At 67.1% G+C, this 15,202-nt stretch carries 18 protein-coding genes and 1 tRNA gene; 10 read left to right on the forward strand and 9 right to left on the reverse strand.

The features are described from left to right. The first annotated feature begins 4 nt into the window (after positions 1–4). Entirely contained in the window at positions 5–379 is a 375-nt protein-coding gene (locus H531_RS0104795) for a c-type cytochrome (RefSeq protein WP_022798227.1), read from the forward strand. Here H531_RS0104795 and ilvD read toward each other — a convergent pair. From ilvD to leuC, 7 genes are read right to left on the reverse strand one after another with little or no spacing between them, the layout of a single operon-like run. Next, positions 376–2,043 carry a dihydroxy-acid dehydratase gene (gene ilvD, locus H531_RS0104800; protein WP_022798228.1) on the reverse strand — a complete coding sequence of 556 codons (1,668 nt, stop codon included), beginning with the start codon at positions 2,041–2,043 and terminating at the stop codon, positions 376–378. The two genes, H531_RS0104795 and ilvD, sit on opposite strands and share 4 nt — an antisense overlap. After that, positions 2,040–2,774, reverse strand: a complete 735-nt coding sequence (locus H531_RS0104805; protein WP_022798229.1) for an SDR family NAD(P)-dependent oxidoreductase — start codon at positions 2,772–2,774, stop codon at positions 2,040–2,042. The genes ilvD and H531_RS0104805 overlap by 4 nt, the downstream gene beginning before the upstream one ends. Next, entirely contained in the window at positions 2,771–3,307 is a 537-nt protein-coding gene (locus H531_RS0104810; protein ID WP_022798230.1) for a Uma2 family endonuclease, read from the reverse strand. The genes H531_RS0104805 and H531_RS0104810 overlap by 4 nt, the downstream gene beginning before the upstream one ends. After that, a complete protein-coding gene (locus tag H531_RS0104815) occupies positions 3,304–3,723 on the reverse strand; it encodes a Uma2 family endonuclease (RefSeq protein WP_022798231.1) in 420 nt (139 codons plus the stop codon). Before H531_RS0104815 ends, H531_RS0104810 begins: the two co-directional genes overlap by 4 nt. A 9-nt stretch (positions 3,724–3,732) precedes the next feature. Continuing rightward, positions 3,733–4,770: a 3-isopropylmalate dehydrogenase gene (gene leuB, locus H531_RS0104820; RefSeq protein ID WP_022798232.1), complete on the reverse strand. Its 1,038-nt coding sequence runs from the start codon at positions 4,768–4,770 to the stop codon at positions 3,733–3,735. Continuing rightward, a complete protein-coding gene (gene leuD, locus H531_RS0104825) occupies positions 4,767–5,372 on the reverse strand; it encodes a 3-isopropylmalate dehydratase small subunit (RefSeq protein WP_022798233.1) in 606 nt (201 codons plus the stop codon). The genes leuB and leuD overlap by 4 nt, the downstream gene beginning before the upstream one ends. Before the next feature lie 3 nt (positions 5,373–5,375). Then, positions 5,376–6,788, reverse strand: a complete 1,413-nt coding sequence (leuC, locus tag H531_RS0104830; RefSeq protein ID WP_022798234.1) for a 3-isopropylmalate dehydratase large subunit — start codon at positions 6,786–6,788, stop codon at positions 5,376–5,378. Between the two features lie 193 nt (positions 6,789–6,981). On the opposite strand from leuC, the gene H531_RS0104835 reads away from it, so the two are divergent. Beyond that, positions 6,982–7,068: transfer RNA gene (locus tag H531_RS0104835), tRNA-Leu, on the forward strand. A gap of 90 nt (positions 7,069–7,158) precedes the next feature. After that, entirely contained in the window at positions 7,159–7,467 is a 309-nt protein-coding gene (locus tag H531_RS0104840; protein ID WP_022798235.1) for a DUF503 domain-containing protein, read from the forward strand. Here H531_RS0104840 and H531_RS0104845 read toward each other — a convergent pair. Further along, positions 7,464–8,654 (reverse strand): thiolase family protein, encoded by a 1,191-nt coding sequence (locus H531_RS0104845; protein WP_022798236.1) that lies wholly within the window; start codon positions 8,652–8,654, stop codon positions 7,464–7,466. The two genes, H531_RS0104840 and H531_RS0104845, sit on opposite strands and share 4 nt — an antisense overlap. A gap of 65 nt (positions 8,655–8,719) precedes the next feature. On the opposite strand from H531_RS0104845, the gene H531_RS0104850 reads away from it, so the two are divergent. From H531_RS0104850 to H531_RS15085, 6 genes are all read left to right on the forward strand, one after another. Continuing rightward, positions 8,720–9,190 carry a GspH/FimT family protein gene (locus H531_RS0104850; RefSeq protein WP_022798237.1) on the forward strand — a complete coding sequence of 157 codons (471 nt, stop codon included), beginning with the start codon at positions 8,720–8,722 and terminating at the stop codon, positions 9,188–9,190. Between the two features lie 56 nt (positions 9,191–9,246). Beyond that, complete coding sequence (locus H531_RS0104855) at positions 9,247–9,720, forward strand: GspH/FimT family pseudopilin (protein WP_022798238.1); 474 nt, start codon at positions 9,247–9,249, stop codon at positions 9,718–9,720. After that, positions 9,717–10,298, forward strand: coding sequence for a type IV pilus modification PilV family protein (locus H531_RS0104860; RefSeq protein WP_022798239.1), 582 nt, complete (start codon positions 9,717–9,719; stop codon positions 10,296–10,298). The genes H531_RS0104855 and H531_RS0104860 overlap by 4 nt, the downstream gene beginning before the upstream one ends. Beyond that, positions 10,295–10,996 carry a PilW family protein gene (locus H531_RS0104865; RefSeq protein ID WP_022798240.1) on the forward strand — a complete coding sequence of 234 codons (702 nt, stop codon included), beginning with the start codon at positions 10,295–10,297 and terminating at the stop codon, positions 10,994–10,996. The genes H531_RS0104860 and H531_RS0104865 overlap by 4 nt, the downstream gene beginning before the upstream one ends. 10 nt (positions 10,997–11,006) lie before the next feature. Beyond that, the gene (locus H531_RS0104870) at positions 11,007–12,686 is read left to right on the forward strand and encodes a pilus assembly PilX N-terminal domain-containing protein (protein ID WP_022798241.1); all 1,680 of its coding nucleotides are present in this window, start codon (positions 11,007–11,009) and stop codon (positions 12,684–12,686) included. Positions 12,687–12,901: 215 nt separating this feature from the next. Beyond that, entirely contained in the window at positions 12,902–13,273 is a 372-nt protein-coding gene (locus H531_RS15085; protein WP_022798242.1) for a type II secretion system protein, read from the forward strand. Position 13,274: 1 nt separating this feature from the next. On the opposite strand, the gene H531_RS0104880 is transcribed toward H531_RS15085, so the two are convergent. Continuing rightward, complete coding sequence (locus H531_RS0104880) at positions 13,275–14,612, reverse strand: O-antigen ligase family protein (RefSeq protein WP_022798243.1); 1,338 nt, start codon at positions 14,610–14,612, stop codon at positions 13,275–13,277. Between the two features lie 47 nt (positions 14,613–14,659). On the opposite strand from H531_RS0104880, the gene H531_RS0104885 reads away from it, so the two are divergent. Next, positions 14,660–15,202, forward strand: a complete 543-nt coding sequence (locus tag H531_RS0104885) for a Uma2 family endonuclease (RefSeq protein WP_022798244.1) — start codon at positions 14,660–14,662, stop codon at positions 15,200–15,202.

Raw genomic sequence — 15,202 nt, forward strand, 5'->3', positions numbered from 1 at the left:
GGCCATGAGGCTAGCCCTCCTTCTCCTCCTCCTCGGGGCCGTGGCCCTGGGCCAGGGGGATGACCTATGGAAAAGGCTCTGCGCCCAGTGCCACGGGGAGAGGGCCCAGGGGGCGCGGCCCTACCCTGGCCTGCAGGGGGCAGCCTCCCTCTTCGCCACCCCGGAGGGAAGGCGCTACCTGGTCCTTGTGGTCCTCTACGGGAGGAAGGGGGAGGCGGGCCTTATGCCCGGGTTTGCCCAGCTCAAGGACGAGGAGCTCGCCGCCCTTCTGAACCACCTCATGGCCCTCTTGAAGGCCAAGGGGGAGCCCTTCAAGCCCGAGGACGTAAGGCGGGAGCGGGGCCAGAACCTGGCCCCGGACCGGATCCAACGGCCCTAGAGGGGGTCCTCCAATACAGCCCCCTCGTCCGCCTGGCGCACCAAGGCGGCGTAGCGGGCGAAGAGGCCGTGGGTGAAGGCGGGAGGGCGGGGCCTCCAGGTTGCCCGCCTGCGCTCTAGCTCCTCCTCCGGGAGGAGGACCTCCAGAAGGCGGCGTTCCACGTCAATCCGCACCCGGTCTCCCTCCTCTAGGAGGGCGATGGGCCCGCCCACGAAGGCCTCGGGGGCGATGTGGCCGATCATGAGCCCCCGCGTCCCCCCGGAGAAGCGCCCGTCGGTGAGGAGGGCCACCTCGGGGCCCAGGCCTTCCCCCACGAGGGCGCTGGTCACCGAGAGCATCTCGGGCATGCCGGGGGCGCCCTTGGGCCCCACGTAGCGGATCACCACCACGTCTCCCGGGCGGATCTCCCCCTTCAAGACCTTCTCCATGGCCGCCTCCTCCGAGTCAAAGACCCGGGCCGGGCCCTCAAAATGGGTGCGCTCCGTCCCGGCGAGCTTCAAGACAGCGCCCCTCGGGGCGAGGTTCCCCTTGAGGACCACAAGCCCCCCGTGGGGCTTGAGGGCCTTCTCCACGGGGAAGACCACCCTCTGCCCCTCGGCCTCCCGGTAGGCCCTTTCCACCTCCTCCGCCAGGGTCCGGCCCGTGAGGGTCTTCTCCTCCCCAAAGAGGAGGCCCGCTTCCAGGAGGCGCTTGAAGACGAGGGCTGTTCCGCCCGCCTCGTAGAGCTCCCAGGCGGTGTAGGTGCCCCAAGGCCTGAGATCGGCGATCACGGGGGTCTTGCGGGAGACCTGGTCAAAGTCGTCCAGGCTTAGCTCCACCCCTGCCTCCTTCGCCAGGGCAAGGAGGTGGAGGACGGCGTTGGTGCTCCCTCCCGTGGCCGCTACGGTGGCAATAGCGTTGAGGAAGCTCCTCCGGGTGAGGAAGTCTTTGGGCTTCCAGCCGTGCTCTATGGCCCAGGCGAGGGCCTTCCCCGCCTCCCGCGTGGCCCTAGGCTTCTCGGGGTGGACGGCGGGGATGGCGTTAAACCCCACGGGGGAGAGGCCCAGGGCCTCGAGGGCCATGGCCATGGTGTTGGCGGTGTACTGGCCGCCGCAGGCCCCGGGGCCGGGGATGGCCCGGCGCTCAATCTCCAAAAGCTCCTCCTCGCCGATCTTGCCCGCCGCCCTTTGGCCCACGGCCTCAAAGACCTCCACGATGGTGAGCTTCCGGCCCCGCCACTCCCCGGGGGCGATGGTCCCCCCGTAGAGGACCATGCCGGGGACCCCGCTCCTTATGACCCCCATGGCCCCGCCGGGAATGGTCTTGTCGCAGGCGGAGAGGACCGCCATGCCGTCGTAGAGGTAACCCTGGGCGATGAGCTCTACGCTGTCGGCGATGACCTCGCGGCTTACGAGGCTCGCCCGCATGCCCGGGGTGCCCATGCTGATGCCGTCGGAGATGGCCGGGGCCCCGAACTCAAAGGGGAAAAGCCCGGCCTCCTTGAGCCCCGCCTTCAGGTCCAGGGCCAGCTGGCGCAGGTGAAGGTTGCAGGGCATCCCGTCGGTGAAGGTGTTCACCACCCCCACGAAGGGCCTCCCGAAGTCCTCGTCCCCCACGCCCACCGCCCGGAGCATGGCGCGGGCGGGGGCCTGCTGCAGTCCTTTCTTGATCCGGTCCGACCTCATGCGTCCCTCCAGGTGGCGATCTTCCCGTGGAAGGCCCTGGCCCTAGGAAGGAGCCGCACCAGGGCCCTGGCCACCTCTTCGGGTGTCTTCAAAAGGCCTTCCTCCTTGTAGCCCCGGAAGACCCGCTGGAGCACCGGGGCCGCTCCCCCTTGGGCCTCCCGGGCTGCCCTCTGCATGTCCGTTTCCACGACCCCGGGGCGGTAGACGAAGCAGGCGATCTCGGGGGCCTCGGCGGCAAGCTGCCTCGCCAGGTGTTCCTCAGCGGCCTTGGCCACGGCGTAGGCCCCGAGGCCGGGGAGGTTGCTCTCCGCTGCCCCCGAGCCCAGGTAGACCGCCACCCCCCCGCCCTGGCGGAGGAGGTGGGGATAGGCGAAGCGGGCGAGCTGGTAGCCGGCGATGAGGTTGGCCTCGAGGACCTCCAGGAAGAGGGCTTCCGCGAGCTCAAAGAGAAGGGGCCCGGGGTGGAGAACCCCGGCGTTGTGGATGTAGCCATGGAGGTTCCCGAGGTGCATGGCCCTTTCCACCAGGGCCTCGGCCACCTCCGCCTTTCCCGCGCTTCCCGCCACCCCTTCCGCCCTCGCCCCCAAGGAGCGCACCTCCTCCACCACCGCCTTCAGGGGGGCCTCCTTGCGGGCGTTGAGCACCAGGTCGTACCCTGCCCGGGCGAGCTCCAGGGCCAGCGCCTTTCCGATGCCCCGGCTCGCCCCGGTGAGGATCAGGGTTTTTCTCATAGCAGCTCCTCCGTGGGAATCTCCGCCCCCAGGAAGGCGAGCCTGGCCCCGGGGCCAAGGGTTTTCCCCTCGCGGTAGCCCTCCCCCTCGGGCTTCCGGTGGAGGAGGACCCTCTGGCCCAGGAGGTCCACCACCCAGACCTCGGGCACCCCCGCCTGGGCGTAGAGGGGGAGCTTCACCCCTAGGTCATAGCGGAGGGAGGTGTCCGCCACCTCCACCACCAGGAGGGCGTCCTTGCCTTCGGGGTGCCGGGAGGCGTAGCCCTCCGGGTCGGGCCTCAAGAGGGCGAGGTCAGGGTAGAGCTCGGACGACCCGACCACGAGGGGGTTCTGTACGGAAAGCAGGGCCTCCCCTCGGGCGGCCAGGGGGGCGAACCGGGTGGTGAGCCGCCGCACGATGGCGGCGTGTTTAGGGCCTATAGGGCTCCTCTCTACCAGGTCTCCTTCCACGAGCTCTAGCCTCAAGTCCTCCGGGAAGACCCCGGCCTCCACCATGCGGTGGAACTCCTCCAGGGAGACCTTGTGGCGGGTCACGGCAGGACCTCCTTCACCGGCCCCTTCAGCCCGAGGACCGAAAGCTCTCCCCCTTGGGGCTTGCGGAAGACGTGTACCTTCTCCCGCACCAGGTCCACCCCAAAGACCTCCGATATCCCGGCTTGGGCGTAGAGGGGGAGCTTCACCTCTAGGTCATAGCGGAGGGAGGTGTCCGCCACCTCCACCACCAGGAGGGCGTCCTTGGCCTCGGGCAGGCGGTCGCGGTGCCGGGTCCTCGAGAGCTTAAGGAGGGCGAGGTCGGGAGAGACCTCGGTGCCCGGGAAAAGCACGAGGGGGTTTTGCACCGAGAGCTCCACCACCTCTTCCCGGATGAGTTCCACCCGGTGGTCCTCCCCCAGGATTCCCGCCTCGGCCATGCGGTGGAAGTCCTCGGCGCTGAAGCGGTGCCGGATCATATCCCCATCTTAGGCGAGGTGGCGGAGGACCGTGGCCGTGAAGGCCTCCGTGCCCGCGCTCCCCCCGAGGTCGGGGGGTGGGGCCTCCAGCAGGGCCTTGGCCACGGCGTCTTCTACCTTGCGGGCGAGCTCCACCAGGCCAAAGGCGTGCTCCAGCATCATGGCCGCCGAAAGGATGGCCGCCGTAGGGTTGGCGATGCCTTTTCCGGCGATATCGGGGGCGGAGCCGTGCACGGGCTCAAAGACCGGGGTGCCCCGGCCTAAGGAGGCCGAGGGGAGGAGGCCTAGGGAGCCCGGGAGGACGCTTGCCAGGTCCGAGAGGATGTCCCCGAAGAGGTTCCCCGTAACCACCACGTCAAACCGGGCGGGAGAGCGGACCAGGTGCATGGCCATGGCGTCCACGTACTGGTGCTCCAGGGCGACGTCGGGGTAGCCCCGCCCTACCTCCTCCACCGTCTTGCGCCAGAACTCCCCCACCTCCAGCACGTTCCCCTTGTCCACGCTCACCACGTGCTTTCTGCGCTTCCTTGCCGCCTCAAAGGCCACCCGGGCCACCCGCTCCACCTCGGGCTTGCTGTAGCGCTCGGTGTTCCAGGCCTCGGCCTCCGACATCCCCCGGGGCTCGCCGAAGTAGATTCCCCCGGTGAGCTCCCGGACGATGAGGACGTCCACCCCCCGGGCCACCTCCTCTTTGAGGGGGGAAAGCCTTTCCAGGCCAGGAAAGACCTTGGCGGGCCGGAGGTTGGCGAAGAGGTCCTGGCTTTTCCTCAAGGCGAGGAGCCCCGTTTCGGGGCGGATCCTCCGGGGAAGCCCGTCCCACTTGGGCCCCCCCACGCTTCCCAAAAGCACCGCCTCCGCCGCTTCCACCCCCCTTCGCGTGGCCTCGGGAAAGGGCTCGCCGAATTGGTCAATGGCCGCCCCTCCGAAGGGGAAGACCTCGTAGGCGAGGCCGAGCCCCTCCGCCTTGTCCAAGGCCTCGAGGACCTTTAGGGCCGCCCCCGTGACCTCGGGGCCGATCCCGTCCCCGGGCAGGACCGCCAGCTTCATTCCGCCCTCCTGGGGTAGGGGAGCTTGCGGTCAAAGGCGTCCAAAAGCTCCCCGGCCTCTAAAAGCTCTCCGATGGGGTCCCAAAGCCCCTCCACCAGGGCCTCCCGGGCCTCCTCCCGCAGGAAGAGGGGGGCTACCCGCTCCCCAAAGCGCACCTCTTTGTTCACCAGGTCAATCTCCACCTCCAGCGCGGGGTTTTCCTCCACCTTTCGGAAGAGGACCCCGAGGTCCTCAGGGGCCAGGCTCACGCAGGGGAGGCCGATGGCGGTGGCGTTCCCGAAGAAGATCTCGGCGAAGCTTTCCCCGATGATGGCCCTGAAGCCTGCCCGCTTGATGGCCTGGGGGGCGTGCTCGCGGCTAGAGCCAGAGCCAAAGCCCGACTCCACCACAAGGATCGTGGCCCCTTGGTAGCGGGGGTCGTTTAAGGGGTGGGGCTTGGGGTTGCCCTTCTCGTCAAAGCGCTCGTCGTAGAAAAGGTACTGGCCCAGCCCCTCAAAGGTCAGGGACTTCATGAAGCGGGCGGGGATGATGCGGTCGGTGTCTATGTCCTCGCCCCGCAAGGGCACGGCCCTTCCCCGGATCACGGTGAACTTTTCCAGCATCCCTTACCTCCCGATCCCAAAGACTTCCCGCGCGTCGGCGATCTCGCCCGCCACAGCCGCCGCTGCCACCATCAGGGGGCTCATGAGCACGGTGCGGCCCCTGGGGCTGCCCATGCGCCCCTTGTAGTTCCGGTTGGAGCTGCTGGCGCAAAGCTCATCCCCCTCGAGGCGGTCTGGGTTCATGGCGAGGCACATGGAGCAGCCCGGCATCCGCCAGGCAAACCCCGCCTCCTGGAAGACCTCGGCGATCCCCTCCTCCTCGGCCTTTTTCGCCACCCACTCCGACCCCGGCACCACCAGGGCCCGCACCCCCTTCTTCACCTTGTGCCCCTTGAGGTAGCGGGCCACCTCCCTTAGGTCGGAAAGCCTGGCGTTGGTGCAGCTGCCGATGAAGGCCACCTGGACGGGCACCCCCTTGATGGGCTGGCCGGGCCGGAAGCCCATGTAGGCGAGAGCCTCCTCGGCCACGGGGCGCTCCTCCTCGGGAAGCTCCTCCAGGAGGGGGATCCGGCCGTCTATGGGGATGGCCTGCCCCGGGGTGATGCCCCAGGTGACCGTGGGGGCGATCTCCTCCGCCAAAAAGGTGACCACGTCGTCGTAAGAGGCGTCCGGGTCGGAGCGGAAGGCGAGCCACCGCTTCTTCGCCTCCTCCCACTCCGCCCCCTTGGGGGCGTAGGGGCGGCCCTCGAGGTACTGGAAGGTGGTGGCGTCAGGGTTCACATAGCCCACCCTGGCTCCCCCCTCAATGGACATGTTGCAGAGGGTCATGCGGCTTTCCATGTCCATGGCCTCCACGGTGCTTCCCCCGTACTCGTAGGCGTAGCCCAGCCCCCCCTTGACCCCCAGGTGGCGGATGATGTGCAGGATGACGTCCTTGGCGTAGACCCCGGGGGCGAGCCTCCCCTCCACTTGGATCCGCCGGACCTTAAGCCTCTTTGCGGCCAGGGTCTGGGTGGCCAGCACGTCCCTGACCTGGCTCGTGCCGATGCCAAAGGCCACGGCCCCGAAGGCCCCATGGGTGGAGGTGTGGGAGTCCCCGCAGGCGATGGTCATCCCGGGCTGGGTCAGGCCGAGCTGGGGCCCGATCACGTGGACGATGCCCTGGTTCCCGCTCCCCAGGTCAAAGAAGGGGATGCCGTGCTCCCGGGTGTTCTTCCGGAGAGCTTCCAGCATGCTCTGGGCCAGGGGGTCCTGGAAGGGCTCGGTGCGGTCGTGGGTGGGGACGATGTGGTCCACGGTGGCGAAGGTGCGGTGGGGATAGCGTACCCGAAGGCCGAGATCCCGGAGCATCCCGAAGGCCTGGGGGCTCGTCACCTCGTGGAGGAGGTGGAGGTCTATGAAGAGCTGGCTTTGGCCGTTCCGGAGCTTCCTCACCTCGTGGGCTTCCCAGACTTTTTCGTAAAGCGTCTTTCCCATGCGCCCTCCTGGTGCACGATCCCCCGGGCTTCTCGGGGCCCGGGGGTGCGGCAACGCCCTAACCCTAAGCCGGGCCCGCCCGGCCTAGGGTTAGGGCGATCCTCCGCCGCATTGCTCCCTAGCCTAAGCCCCTCCGCCCTTCCGGTCAAGCTTGACGGGAAGAGGGCCCTCCCCTACAATGACCCTTGCGTCTGCCGGGGTGGCGGAATTGGTAGACGCGCACGATTCAGGGTCGTGTGTCCGCGAGGACGTGCGGGTTCAAGTCCCGCCCCCGGCACCAGACGGGCCCCGAAAGGGGCCCCTTCCTGTTGGGGTTGCGCGGGCGGCCCCGGGGCGGCAAACTGGGGGTGACGCTTCAGGCGTCCCCGCGATGAAAGCCTACATCGGCCTCTATACCGCGAGGGTGGAAACGGGGGCCCGGAGCCTCAAGGAGAAGCGGGCCCTCATCAAGCCCGCCCTGGAAAGGGTCAAGGCCCGCTTCCCCGTCTCCGCCGCAAGGCTTTACGGCCTGGACGCCTGGGGCTACGAGGTGGTGGGCTTTAGCGTTTTAGGCAACGACCCTGCCTGGGTGGAGGAGACCCTTAGGGCCGCGGCCCGCTTCCTGGCCCAAAACGGGAGCTTCCGGGTGGCCCTCGAGGAGTTCCGCCTCGAGGCCTTTGAGCTGGACGGCCTCCTCTAGACCCGCTCCACCGCCACCGCCACCGACCCCCCGGTCCCGTGGCAGATGGCGGCGAGGCCCCGCTCCTCTTCCTTCACCCTTAGGGCGTTGAGGAGGGTGACCAGGATCCTCGCCCCGCTTGCCCCAATGGGGTGGCCTAGGGCCACCGCCCCCCCGAAGACGTTGAGCCTCTCGTAGGGCACCCCCAGGAGGCGGTGGAAAAGGACGTTATTGAGGGCGAAGGCCTCGTTGTTCTCAAAGAGGCCAAAGTCCGAAACCCGCAGGCCGAGCCGGTCCAGAAGCCGCTTGGCCGCGGGGATGGGGGCCTCGGGGAAGCGCCAGGGCTCCCCGGCGGCCCAGGCCCCGCCCAATACCTTGGCGATGGGTCTAAGCCCGTGGGCCCGCACCGCCTCCTCCGAGGCGAGGAGAAGCGCCGCCGCCCCGTCGGAGATCTGGCTGGCGTTCCCTGCGGTGAGGATCCCGTCCTTCTTGAAGGCGGGCCTGAGGGCGGCGAGGGACTCCGGGGTGGTCTCGGGGCGGATCCCCTCGTCCCTTTCCACCACCACCGGGCCCTTCTTCCCGGGGAGCTCCAGGGGGGCGATCTCCCAGGCGAAGAGGCCCCCCTCCGTGGCCTCCCAGGCCCGCTTATGGGAGAGGTAAGCGGCCTCGTCCACCTCCTCCCGGCCCACCCGGTGGTCCTGGGCCAGGCGCTCCGCCTGCTCCCCCATGGCCTCTCCCGTGAAGGGGTCAGAGAGCCCATCCCGAAGGAGGATGTCCGCTAGCCCTTCCGGCGCCCCCATGAGGAACTTGTACCCCCACCTTGCCCGGTGGGAGAGGTAGAAGCCCGCCTGGCTCATGGACTCCATCCCCCCGGCGAGGACCAGGTGGGCCTCCCCCGTGCGCAGGAACTGGAAGGCGTTTAAGACCGCCATCATCCCCGAGGCGCAGACCATGTCCACCTGGTACCCGTCCACCTCCTTGGGGATGCCTGCCTTGAGGGCGGCCTGCCTGGGCAGAAGCTGCCCGTGCCCGGCCCTAAGTACGTTCCCGAAGACGTAGAGGTCCAGGGCTTTCCCCTCCACCCCGGCCCGCTCCAGGGCCGCCCGCATGGCGTGGGCCCCGAGCTCCACCGGGCTTACCTCCTTCAGGGCCCCCCCGAACTTGCCGATGGGGGTCCTGGCCGCGGAAACGATGTAGACCTCCTTCATGGGCCCATCATACCGCGTGGTCCGAGGCACCCGGGGTGAGGGGCTCCTGCTAAACTCCTTAGGAGATGGCCAAGCGGGGCGTTACCCTCCTGGAGCTCCTCCTGGTCCTGGGCGTCCTCGGGGTGCTCCTCGCCCTCGGCCTTTCCCTTTTCTCCCCTGATCGGCTGGCCCTGGATCAGGCAGCCCGTTCCCTCGCGGCCCAGGTGACCCGGGCAAGGCTCGAGGCCATCCGCCAGAACGCCTTCGCCGGGGTCCACCTCTTCACCGAGGGAGCGGGGGGCTACGCCGTCTTCGTGGACCGGGACGGGGACCGGGGCTATGACCCGGGGGAAGAGGTGCAGCTCGTCCGCCTCGGCCAGGGGGAGTGGGCCCGGGTGCGCCTGGACCTGGAGGCAAGCCGCCTCGGCAACCTCCCCCTCCTCTTTGACCCCCGGGGCGTGCCCGCCCGGCCCATTACCGCTACCCTTGCCTTGAGGGCCGGCGAGGCGGTACGGAAGGTGGTGGTCAGCCAGCAGGGCCGGGCCCGGGTGGAGTGACCCCCCCCATTTGGGGGATGCGCCCGGCCCCTCCTGGGGCGTACCCTTGGAGGGGTATGAGGAAGCCTCAGGGCTTGAGCCTTATTGAGCTTTTGATCGTGATCGCCGTCCTGGGCATCCTCCTGGCCCTGGGCACGGGTTACCTGCGCTCGGACCGCCTCGCCGTGAACCAGGCGGCCCAGTCCCTCGCGGCCCAGGTGACCCGGGCAAGGCTCGAGGCCATCCGGCGGAACGAGTTCGTGGGGGTCCAGTTCCTCACCGGCGGGGCAGGGGGGTACGTGGTCTTCGCGGACCAGAACCGGAACCGCACCTACGACGGGGCGGATACCGCCATCCAGACGGTAAACTTCGGGCAGGGGGACTGGGCCCAGGTACGGCTTACCGCCCTAACCGGCCCGGCGGCCCTGGTCTTTGACCCCCGGGGCATCCCCCAGGACTTTGCGGGGACGGCCGTGACCCTCGGCGACCGCGCCGGAACCTACACCAAAGGGGTTTCCATAAGCCCCCAGGGGAGGGCGAGCCTGCCATGAGAAAAGGCCTTACCCTTGTGGAGGTCCTCATCGCTTTAGCCGTCTTGGGCATAGCCTTCGGCGCCCTCCTCATGAGCCAGGTTTCCAACCTCAGGGCAAACGCCCAAGCCCGCTTCGCTACCGACGCCAAGGCGGCCGCCGTCCAGGTCCTGGAGAGGCTCTCGGCAGCGGTCCTGAAGAGCGAGGTGGTCCCTGCTACAAGCCCTTACAAGGATGCGCCCTTGGACCCGAATAACCCCTTCGGCAACTGGCGAAGCTTCTACTTCGTGGACTACTACTTCTCCTGCCCCACAAGGGTGAACCCTTCTCCCAAACAGCGTGGAGGGCTACAGACGAATCTGCGCCCTGGCCTCGCCTGCTCGGGCACGGAAACGGTTGGGGGCATTCCCGTGGCCTGGAACCTCCGGGGGGAAAGCGGCATCCAGGGTGAGGGCGTGGTGACCCTGGTGGTCACGGCCACCCATCCCCGGGGCCCCAAGGTCACCATGGGCCGCCGCGTTACCTGCTACGACGTTTATCCCTCCCCCACCCAGGACCAGCCCGCCCCCTGCCCCCCTCCGGGAGGTGGAAGGCCATGAGGAAGGGCTTCACCCTGGTGGAGGTCCTGGTGGCCATGGCCATCCTGGTGGTGGTCCTGGCCCTCGGGGTGCGTTACTTCGCCAGCACGGGCGAGCTGGCTCGGAATACCCAGGCGCGGAACGAGCTTCAGGACCGGGTGCGGATGGTGATGCAGCTGGTGACCGCCGATCTCCAGATGGCGGGGGCCCGCTACTGGAATAGCGGCGGCCAAAACCGCGCCTTCAGCCTACCCCTTCCTCCACTTTCGGGAAGCGATGCGGGCGCCCAGGACACCCTAGCCCTTTACTACGTCACGAGCCTCCGGGACCAGGCCTCTGCCTGCCGCCGGGTGGACTACGGGTTTGATGGGGATACGCTGCGCCGAAGCGACGTGAACGCCACGCCCGCCGCGGGAAGCGACTGCACCGCCCCTTCCCCTAACTTCCAGCCCCTGGCCGAGGGGATTCTTGCCCTGGACATCCAGTACCAGTGCAGCAACGGTACCACCCAAAACAGGCCGGACTGCGGCCTAGACGCCTATCCTCGCTCGGCCAAGGTCACGGTGGCGGGCTATTCTCTAAGCCCCGTGACCAACCCTGGGCCCGCCTCCCTCACCACCGTCACCGGCCAAACCCTCACCTGTCCTCCGGGCCGCGCCTGTTACGCCCTAACCCAGGAGGTCCTCATGCCTAACCTCAAGCCCCTGCCCACCCCCTAGGAGGTGAACCGTGAACCGCAAAGGCATCGCCCTGGTCGCCACTTTGGCCCTCATGGTGGTTATCGCTCTCCTCGTCTTCGGAACCTTCTTCACTACTCAGATAGAGCTCTGGACCACCCGCAACGACACCACCTCGGTCCAGGCCTTCTACGCCGCCGAGGCCGGCCTCCAGAAGTACAAAGCGGTCCTCTTCCAGCAGTATGTCTGGCGGGAGCAGCGGGGTCAGACCGGGGGAGGCAGCGGCTGTTTTACCTCCCTCGTCACCGGCCTGGACCTGGAACGGAACGGTACCCTAACCCCCTTCACCAACAACCAGCTGGTTCTCGCCGACGGCGAGGCGGTGACGGACGCCTTCGGCAATCCCGTGGGTCGGTATCGGGTGGTCCTTTACAAAGACGCCCAAGACGGCCAGCTTTTCACCTTGGTCTCCCAGGGAACCTCCTCCAGTGCCAAGGCCACGGTCCAGGCCACCTTCCGCATCAGCAACACGGGCTATCTGGAGCAGGCCATCTTCGCCGGTACAGGCCAGGCCAATAAGTGGCTGAACGGCGGGGCCACCATCCGAGGTGGGGTCTACGTGGTGGGAAGTCCCAGCGACCCCGACCAAACCGTCATAGACGCAAACGGCAACTTCGCCCTGTATAACCGGTACGACCTGAATACCTACTCCGGGATCGCCGACCGGGTAGAATCCCCCTACCGGCAGGTCCAGGACCTCTGCGCGAGCCTCCGGGTGCAGTACGGCAAGATCGCCGTTGGGGGAAGCACCCAAATCGGCGAGCCCGACAACAAGGTGAAGGGGGTCTTTGTGGGCCGGGGGGCCCAGGACATCACCGGGCAGAACGTGGATGTCTGCCAGAACAACAAAGGGGTCTGCACCGAGGCCATGGGGGGGTTTGACCTCTCCAACCCGCCGCCCTTCCCGACCCTGGACACCAAGATGGACTCCGACGCCTGCAGCGCCTACCCCACCTGGCGGGCCTGCCTCCGGACCAAGGCCGCTCTACGAATTCAGCGCCTGGGGAACGTGCTCTCCGTGGCCAGCCCGCCTGGAATCACCTTGTCCTCTGATTCCTGCCTCCAGGCCATGCAGTCCGGCACCCTGACCTTGGATACCCAAAGCGTGGACTGCACCTTTACCCGCTTGGACGGAAGCCGGGGGGGGTTCAGGTACACCTATGCGGGGAACAACAAGAGCGGACAGGGGCTTCTGGAAGTATTCGGCGACGTGGTGCTGGAGGGGGTGGACGTGGTTCTGAAGAAACCCACGGACTACAGGGTCCAATCGGGGAGTGCCAGGAGCGCCACCCTGGCGGTGCTGCAGCTTGGCGGCAACGGCGGCAACCTGGATATCAACGCCAACTTCCTCCCCGATGCCACCTTTGGCTCTTTCCCCGGTCATGCCTTGGGCCTTGTGGTGGAGAAGGACCTCTACCAGCGCGGCCAGTACGTGATGGCTCCGGTGTACGCCGGGGGCACCTTCCGGGTGGTGAAGGACAACGTCCTTTTCGGTTCCGCCATCGCCAACCAGTTCTGCACCACCAGTGCCGGCAGCCAAACGAGCTGCAACGCCGGCCAAAAGGCCGAGGTGGTCTACATCCGCATCCCCAAGGAGAACCGCCCCGTGCTCCTGCCGAGCCTCCGGGGGGGAAAGCCGGTCTTCCAGGTGCTCTCCTATGAGCGCCGCTAGGCTTTCACACCGTTTTCACACCCTTCCCCCATCCTGAGGATGGCCCCCGGAGGGGCTTGACAAAAAAGTACGGGCTCTGAAGACTGGGGGGTGAAAGGAGGTGAGAAGGGCAGGAGGAGGACGGGAAAGCGGTAGTTAGAGGCGGCTTTCGGCAACAGGCACTCATGGCCGCGCAAATGGATGAAACGCGCGGAAAACCCTAAGGAGAAGGAAGTATGCGGAACGCAAAAGGCTTCACCCTGATTGAGCTCTTGATCGTCATCGCCATCATCGGCATCCTGGCGGCGGTGCTGATTCCAAACCTGCTTAACGCGCGTCGTGTGGCCCAGATTCGGGCGGAACAGGCTTACGCTCAAAACGTCTATAAGGCGGCGAACGCCTACATCGCTGAGCAGACAGACGCTACAGGGGCCAGCGTGCAGGCAGAGGTTGCGAAACCCTGTACAACAGGTTATTCTGCAGGTAGCTACGATGCAGGTAAGGCCCCTTCTACGATAACAACTTGCAACGTCACCTTTGATCCGGCCACCCAGAACGTAAAGGTTACTTGGAGCGGTGCCGCCGGCAGCCAAACCGTAGGCCAGTGAGCTAGGGAGCAGAGCCAGGGGAACTAGGGTTCCCCTGGTTTTTCTTTTGGGCCATTAAAAGCCACAGCACGCCTTCCGTTCCGGGGGTGGGAAACCAGAACAGGAAAAATATCCATGCTCCCAGGAGACCTAAGGTCGGTGGATGGCTTTCCGGAACCCAGCGAAGGCACGAGGAAAGTAACCACAGGTAGGCTATGACCCAAGGTAACCCCCACTTTAGAGCGTACTCCAGAAGGCCGTTGTGGGCACGAAAGAGGTAGATACGCATCTGCTCAAGTACCCCGTCGGGATGTCGTAGCAGGAATACAGGATCTCCTCCGGGTGCATTGTTAACCCCTAATAGGGTACTACCCCTTTTTCCAAACTCACTTTGAAGAAACTGTTCCAACTCAAGACGGCTTAAATAGGCGGGCCAGCGATGCTCAAAGACCCCCCCGCCCCAGCCGAAGAGCGGCCTGGCCGCGATGCCCCCTAGGGCGGCCTTCCAGTAGTAGAGCCGGGTCAGGAAGGTGTGCCCGCTTGTAAGCTCGGCGCGCTCCCCCTGAGGGTTGAGGAGGCGCACGGCGCCCCACCCCAGGCCTACCCCCAAAAGGCCCAGGACCAGCACCCAAACTCCGGCTTGCCGCCGCCAAAGGAGCACCGCCACCCCAACTCCGAAAAGGGCGAGGATCCCCGCCCGGTTGAAGGTGAGCCCCAGGGCCACGGCCAAGAGGAGGAGAAGGACCCCGTAGGCGGTGTTCCGCCTCTGGGCGAAAAAGCCCGCCGCCACCCCAAACCCCAGGGCGAAGTACCCGGCGAGGTGCCCCTTTCCGGGAAAGGTCACCATGGGGAGGTTGCCGGGGTCGGTAGGGTAGTAGAGGCCCCGGTGGAGCGCCACCTCGGCCAGGGCCCCGAGGGCCAGCACCCCGGCCCCCCCCAGCACCCCCAGGGCCACCCTCTGGCCTAGCTCCGGGTCAAAGAGGGAGCGGAGGTAACCCAGGGCGAAGACCCCCACCATCAGTAGCCCCCATACCAGCCCGTCGGAGTAATCCACCACCGAGCCGGTGAGGGCCACCTGGGGCTCTGGGGAAAGGGCCGTGGCAAGGCCCATCCAGAGAGCAAGAAAAAGGGCGAGGAGCAAAGGGGGGTGGGACCGCAGGAACCGGGGCAGGTGGCGGAGGTGCGCGAAATGTACCTGGGGATGCGCGGTGAGCTCCAGGAAAAGGCCCCCCAGCAAAAAGAAGAGGGTGAAGTAGTGCTTGGCCAGCACCACCCCGGCGTGGCTAGCCCCGAAGGGCCAGACCACAAGGGGATAGAGGAAGGCGAAGAGGGGCCACCACCAGCGGCGCAGGAGGTTCATGGGGGCATTCTATCGCATGGGGCCGCACGCCCCAGTACACTCTAGACATGGGCGCGGCCAAGGTGGTGCGGTCCCTCAGCCTGGAAGAGTACCTGGCCCTGGAGAGGGAGGCCTCGGTAAAGCACGAGCTGGTGGAGGGCTTTCCCCACGCCATGGCCGGGGCGGGCGACCGGCACAACCGGCTGGTGGTGAACCTGGTCCTGGCCCTGGGCCCCCTGGCCCGGAAAAAGGGGTGCCGCCTCTACGCAAGCGACATGCGGCTCAAGGTGGACGCCGCCACGGTCTACTACCCCGATCTCATGGTGGTTTGTGAGGAAGACCCTGGGGAATACTACAAGGAAAAGCCCTGCCTGGTGATAGAGGTGCTCTCCGAGTCCATGGAGGCCACGGACCGGAGGGAAAAGCTCCACAAGTACCTGGGCCTGCCCACCCTCCAGGCCTACCTCTTGGTGGACTCCCGCCTTCCCCGGGCCTTCGGCTACTACCGGGAGGGGGAAGGATGGGTGTACCGGGAGGCGGAGGAAGGCCACCTGCCGCTACCCTGCCTGAAGGGCCACTTGGACCTCTCCGAGGCCTATTACGGGCTCTAG

Source organism: Thermus islandicus DSM 21543 (genome assembly GCF_000421625.1).
In the GTDB taxonomy this organism is placed as follows: domain Bacteria; phylum Deinococcota; class Deinococci; order Deinococcales; family Thermaceae; genus Thermus; species Thermus islandicus.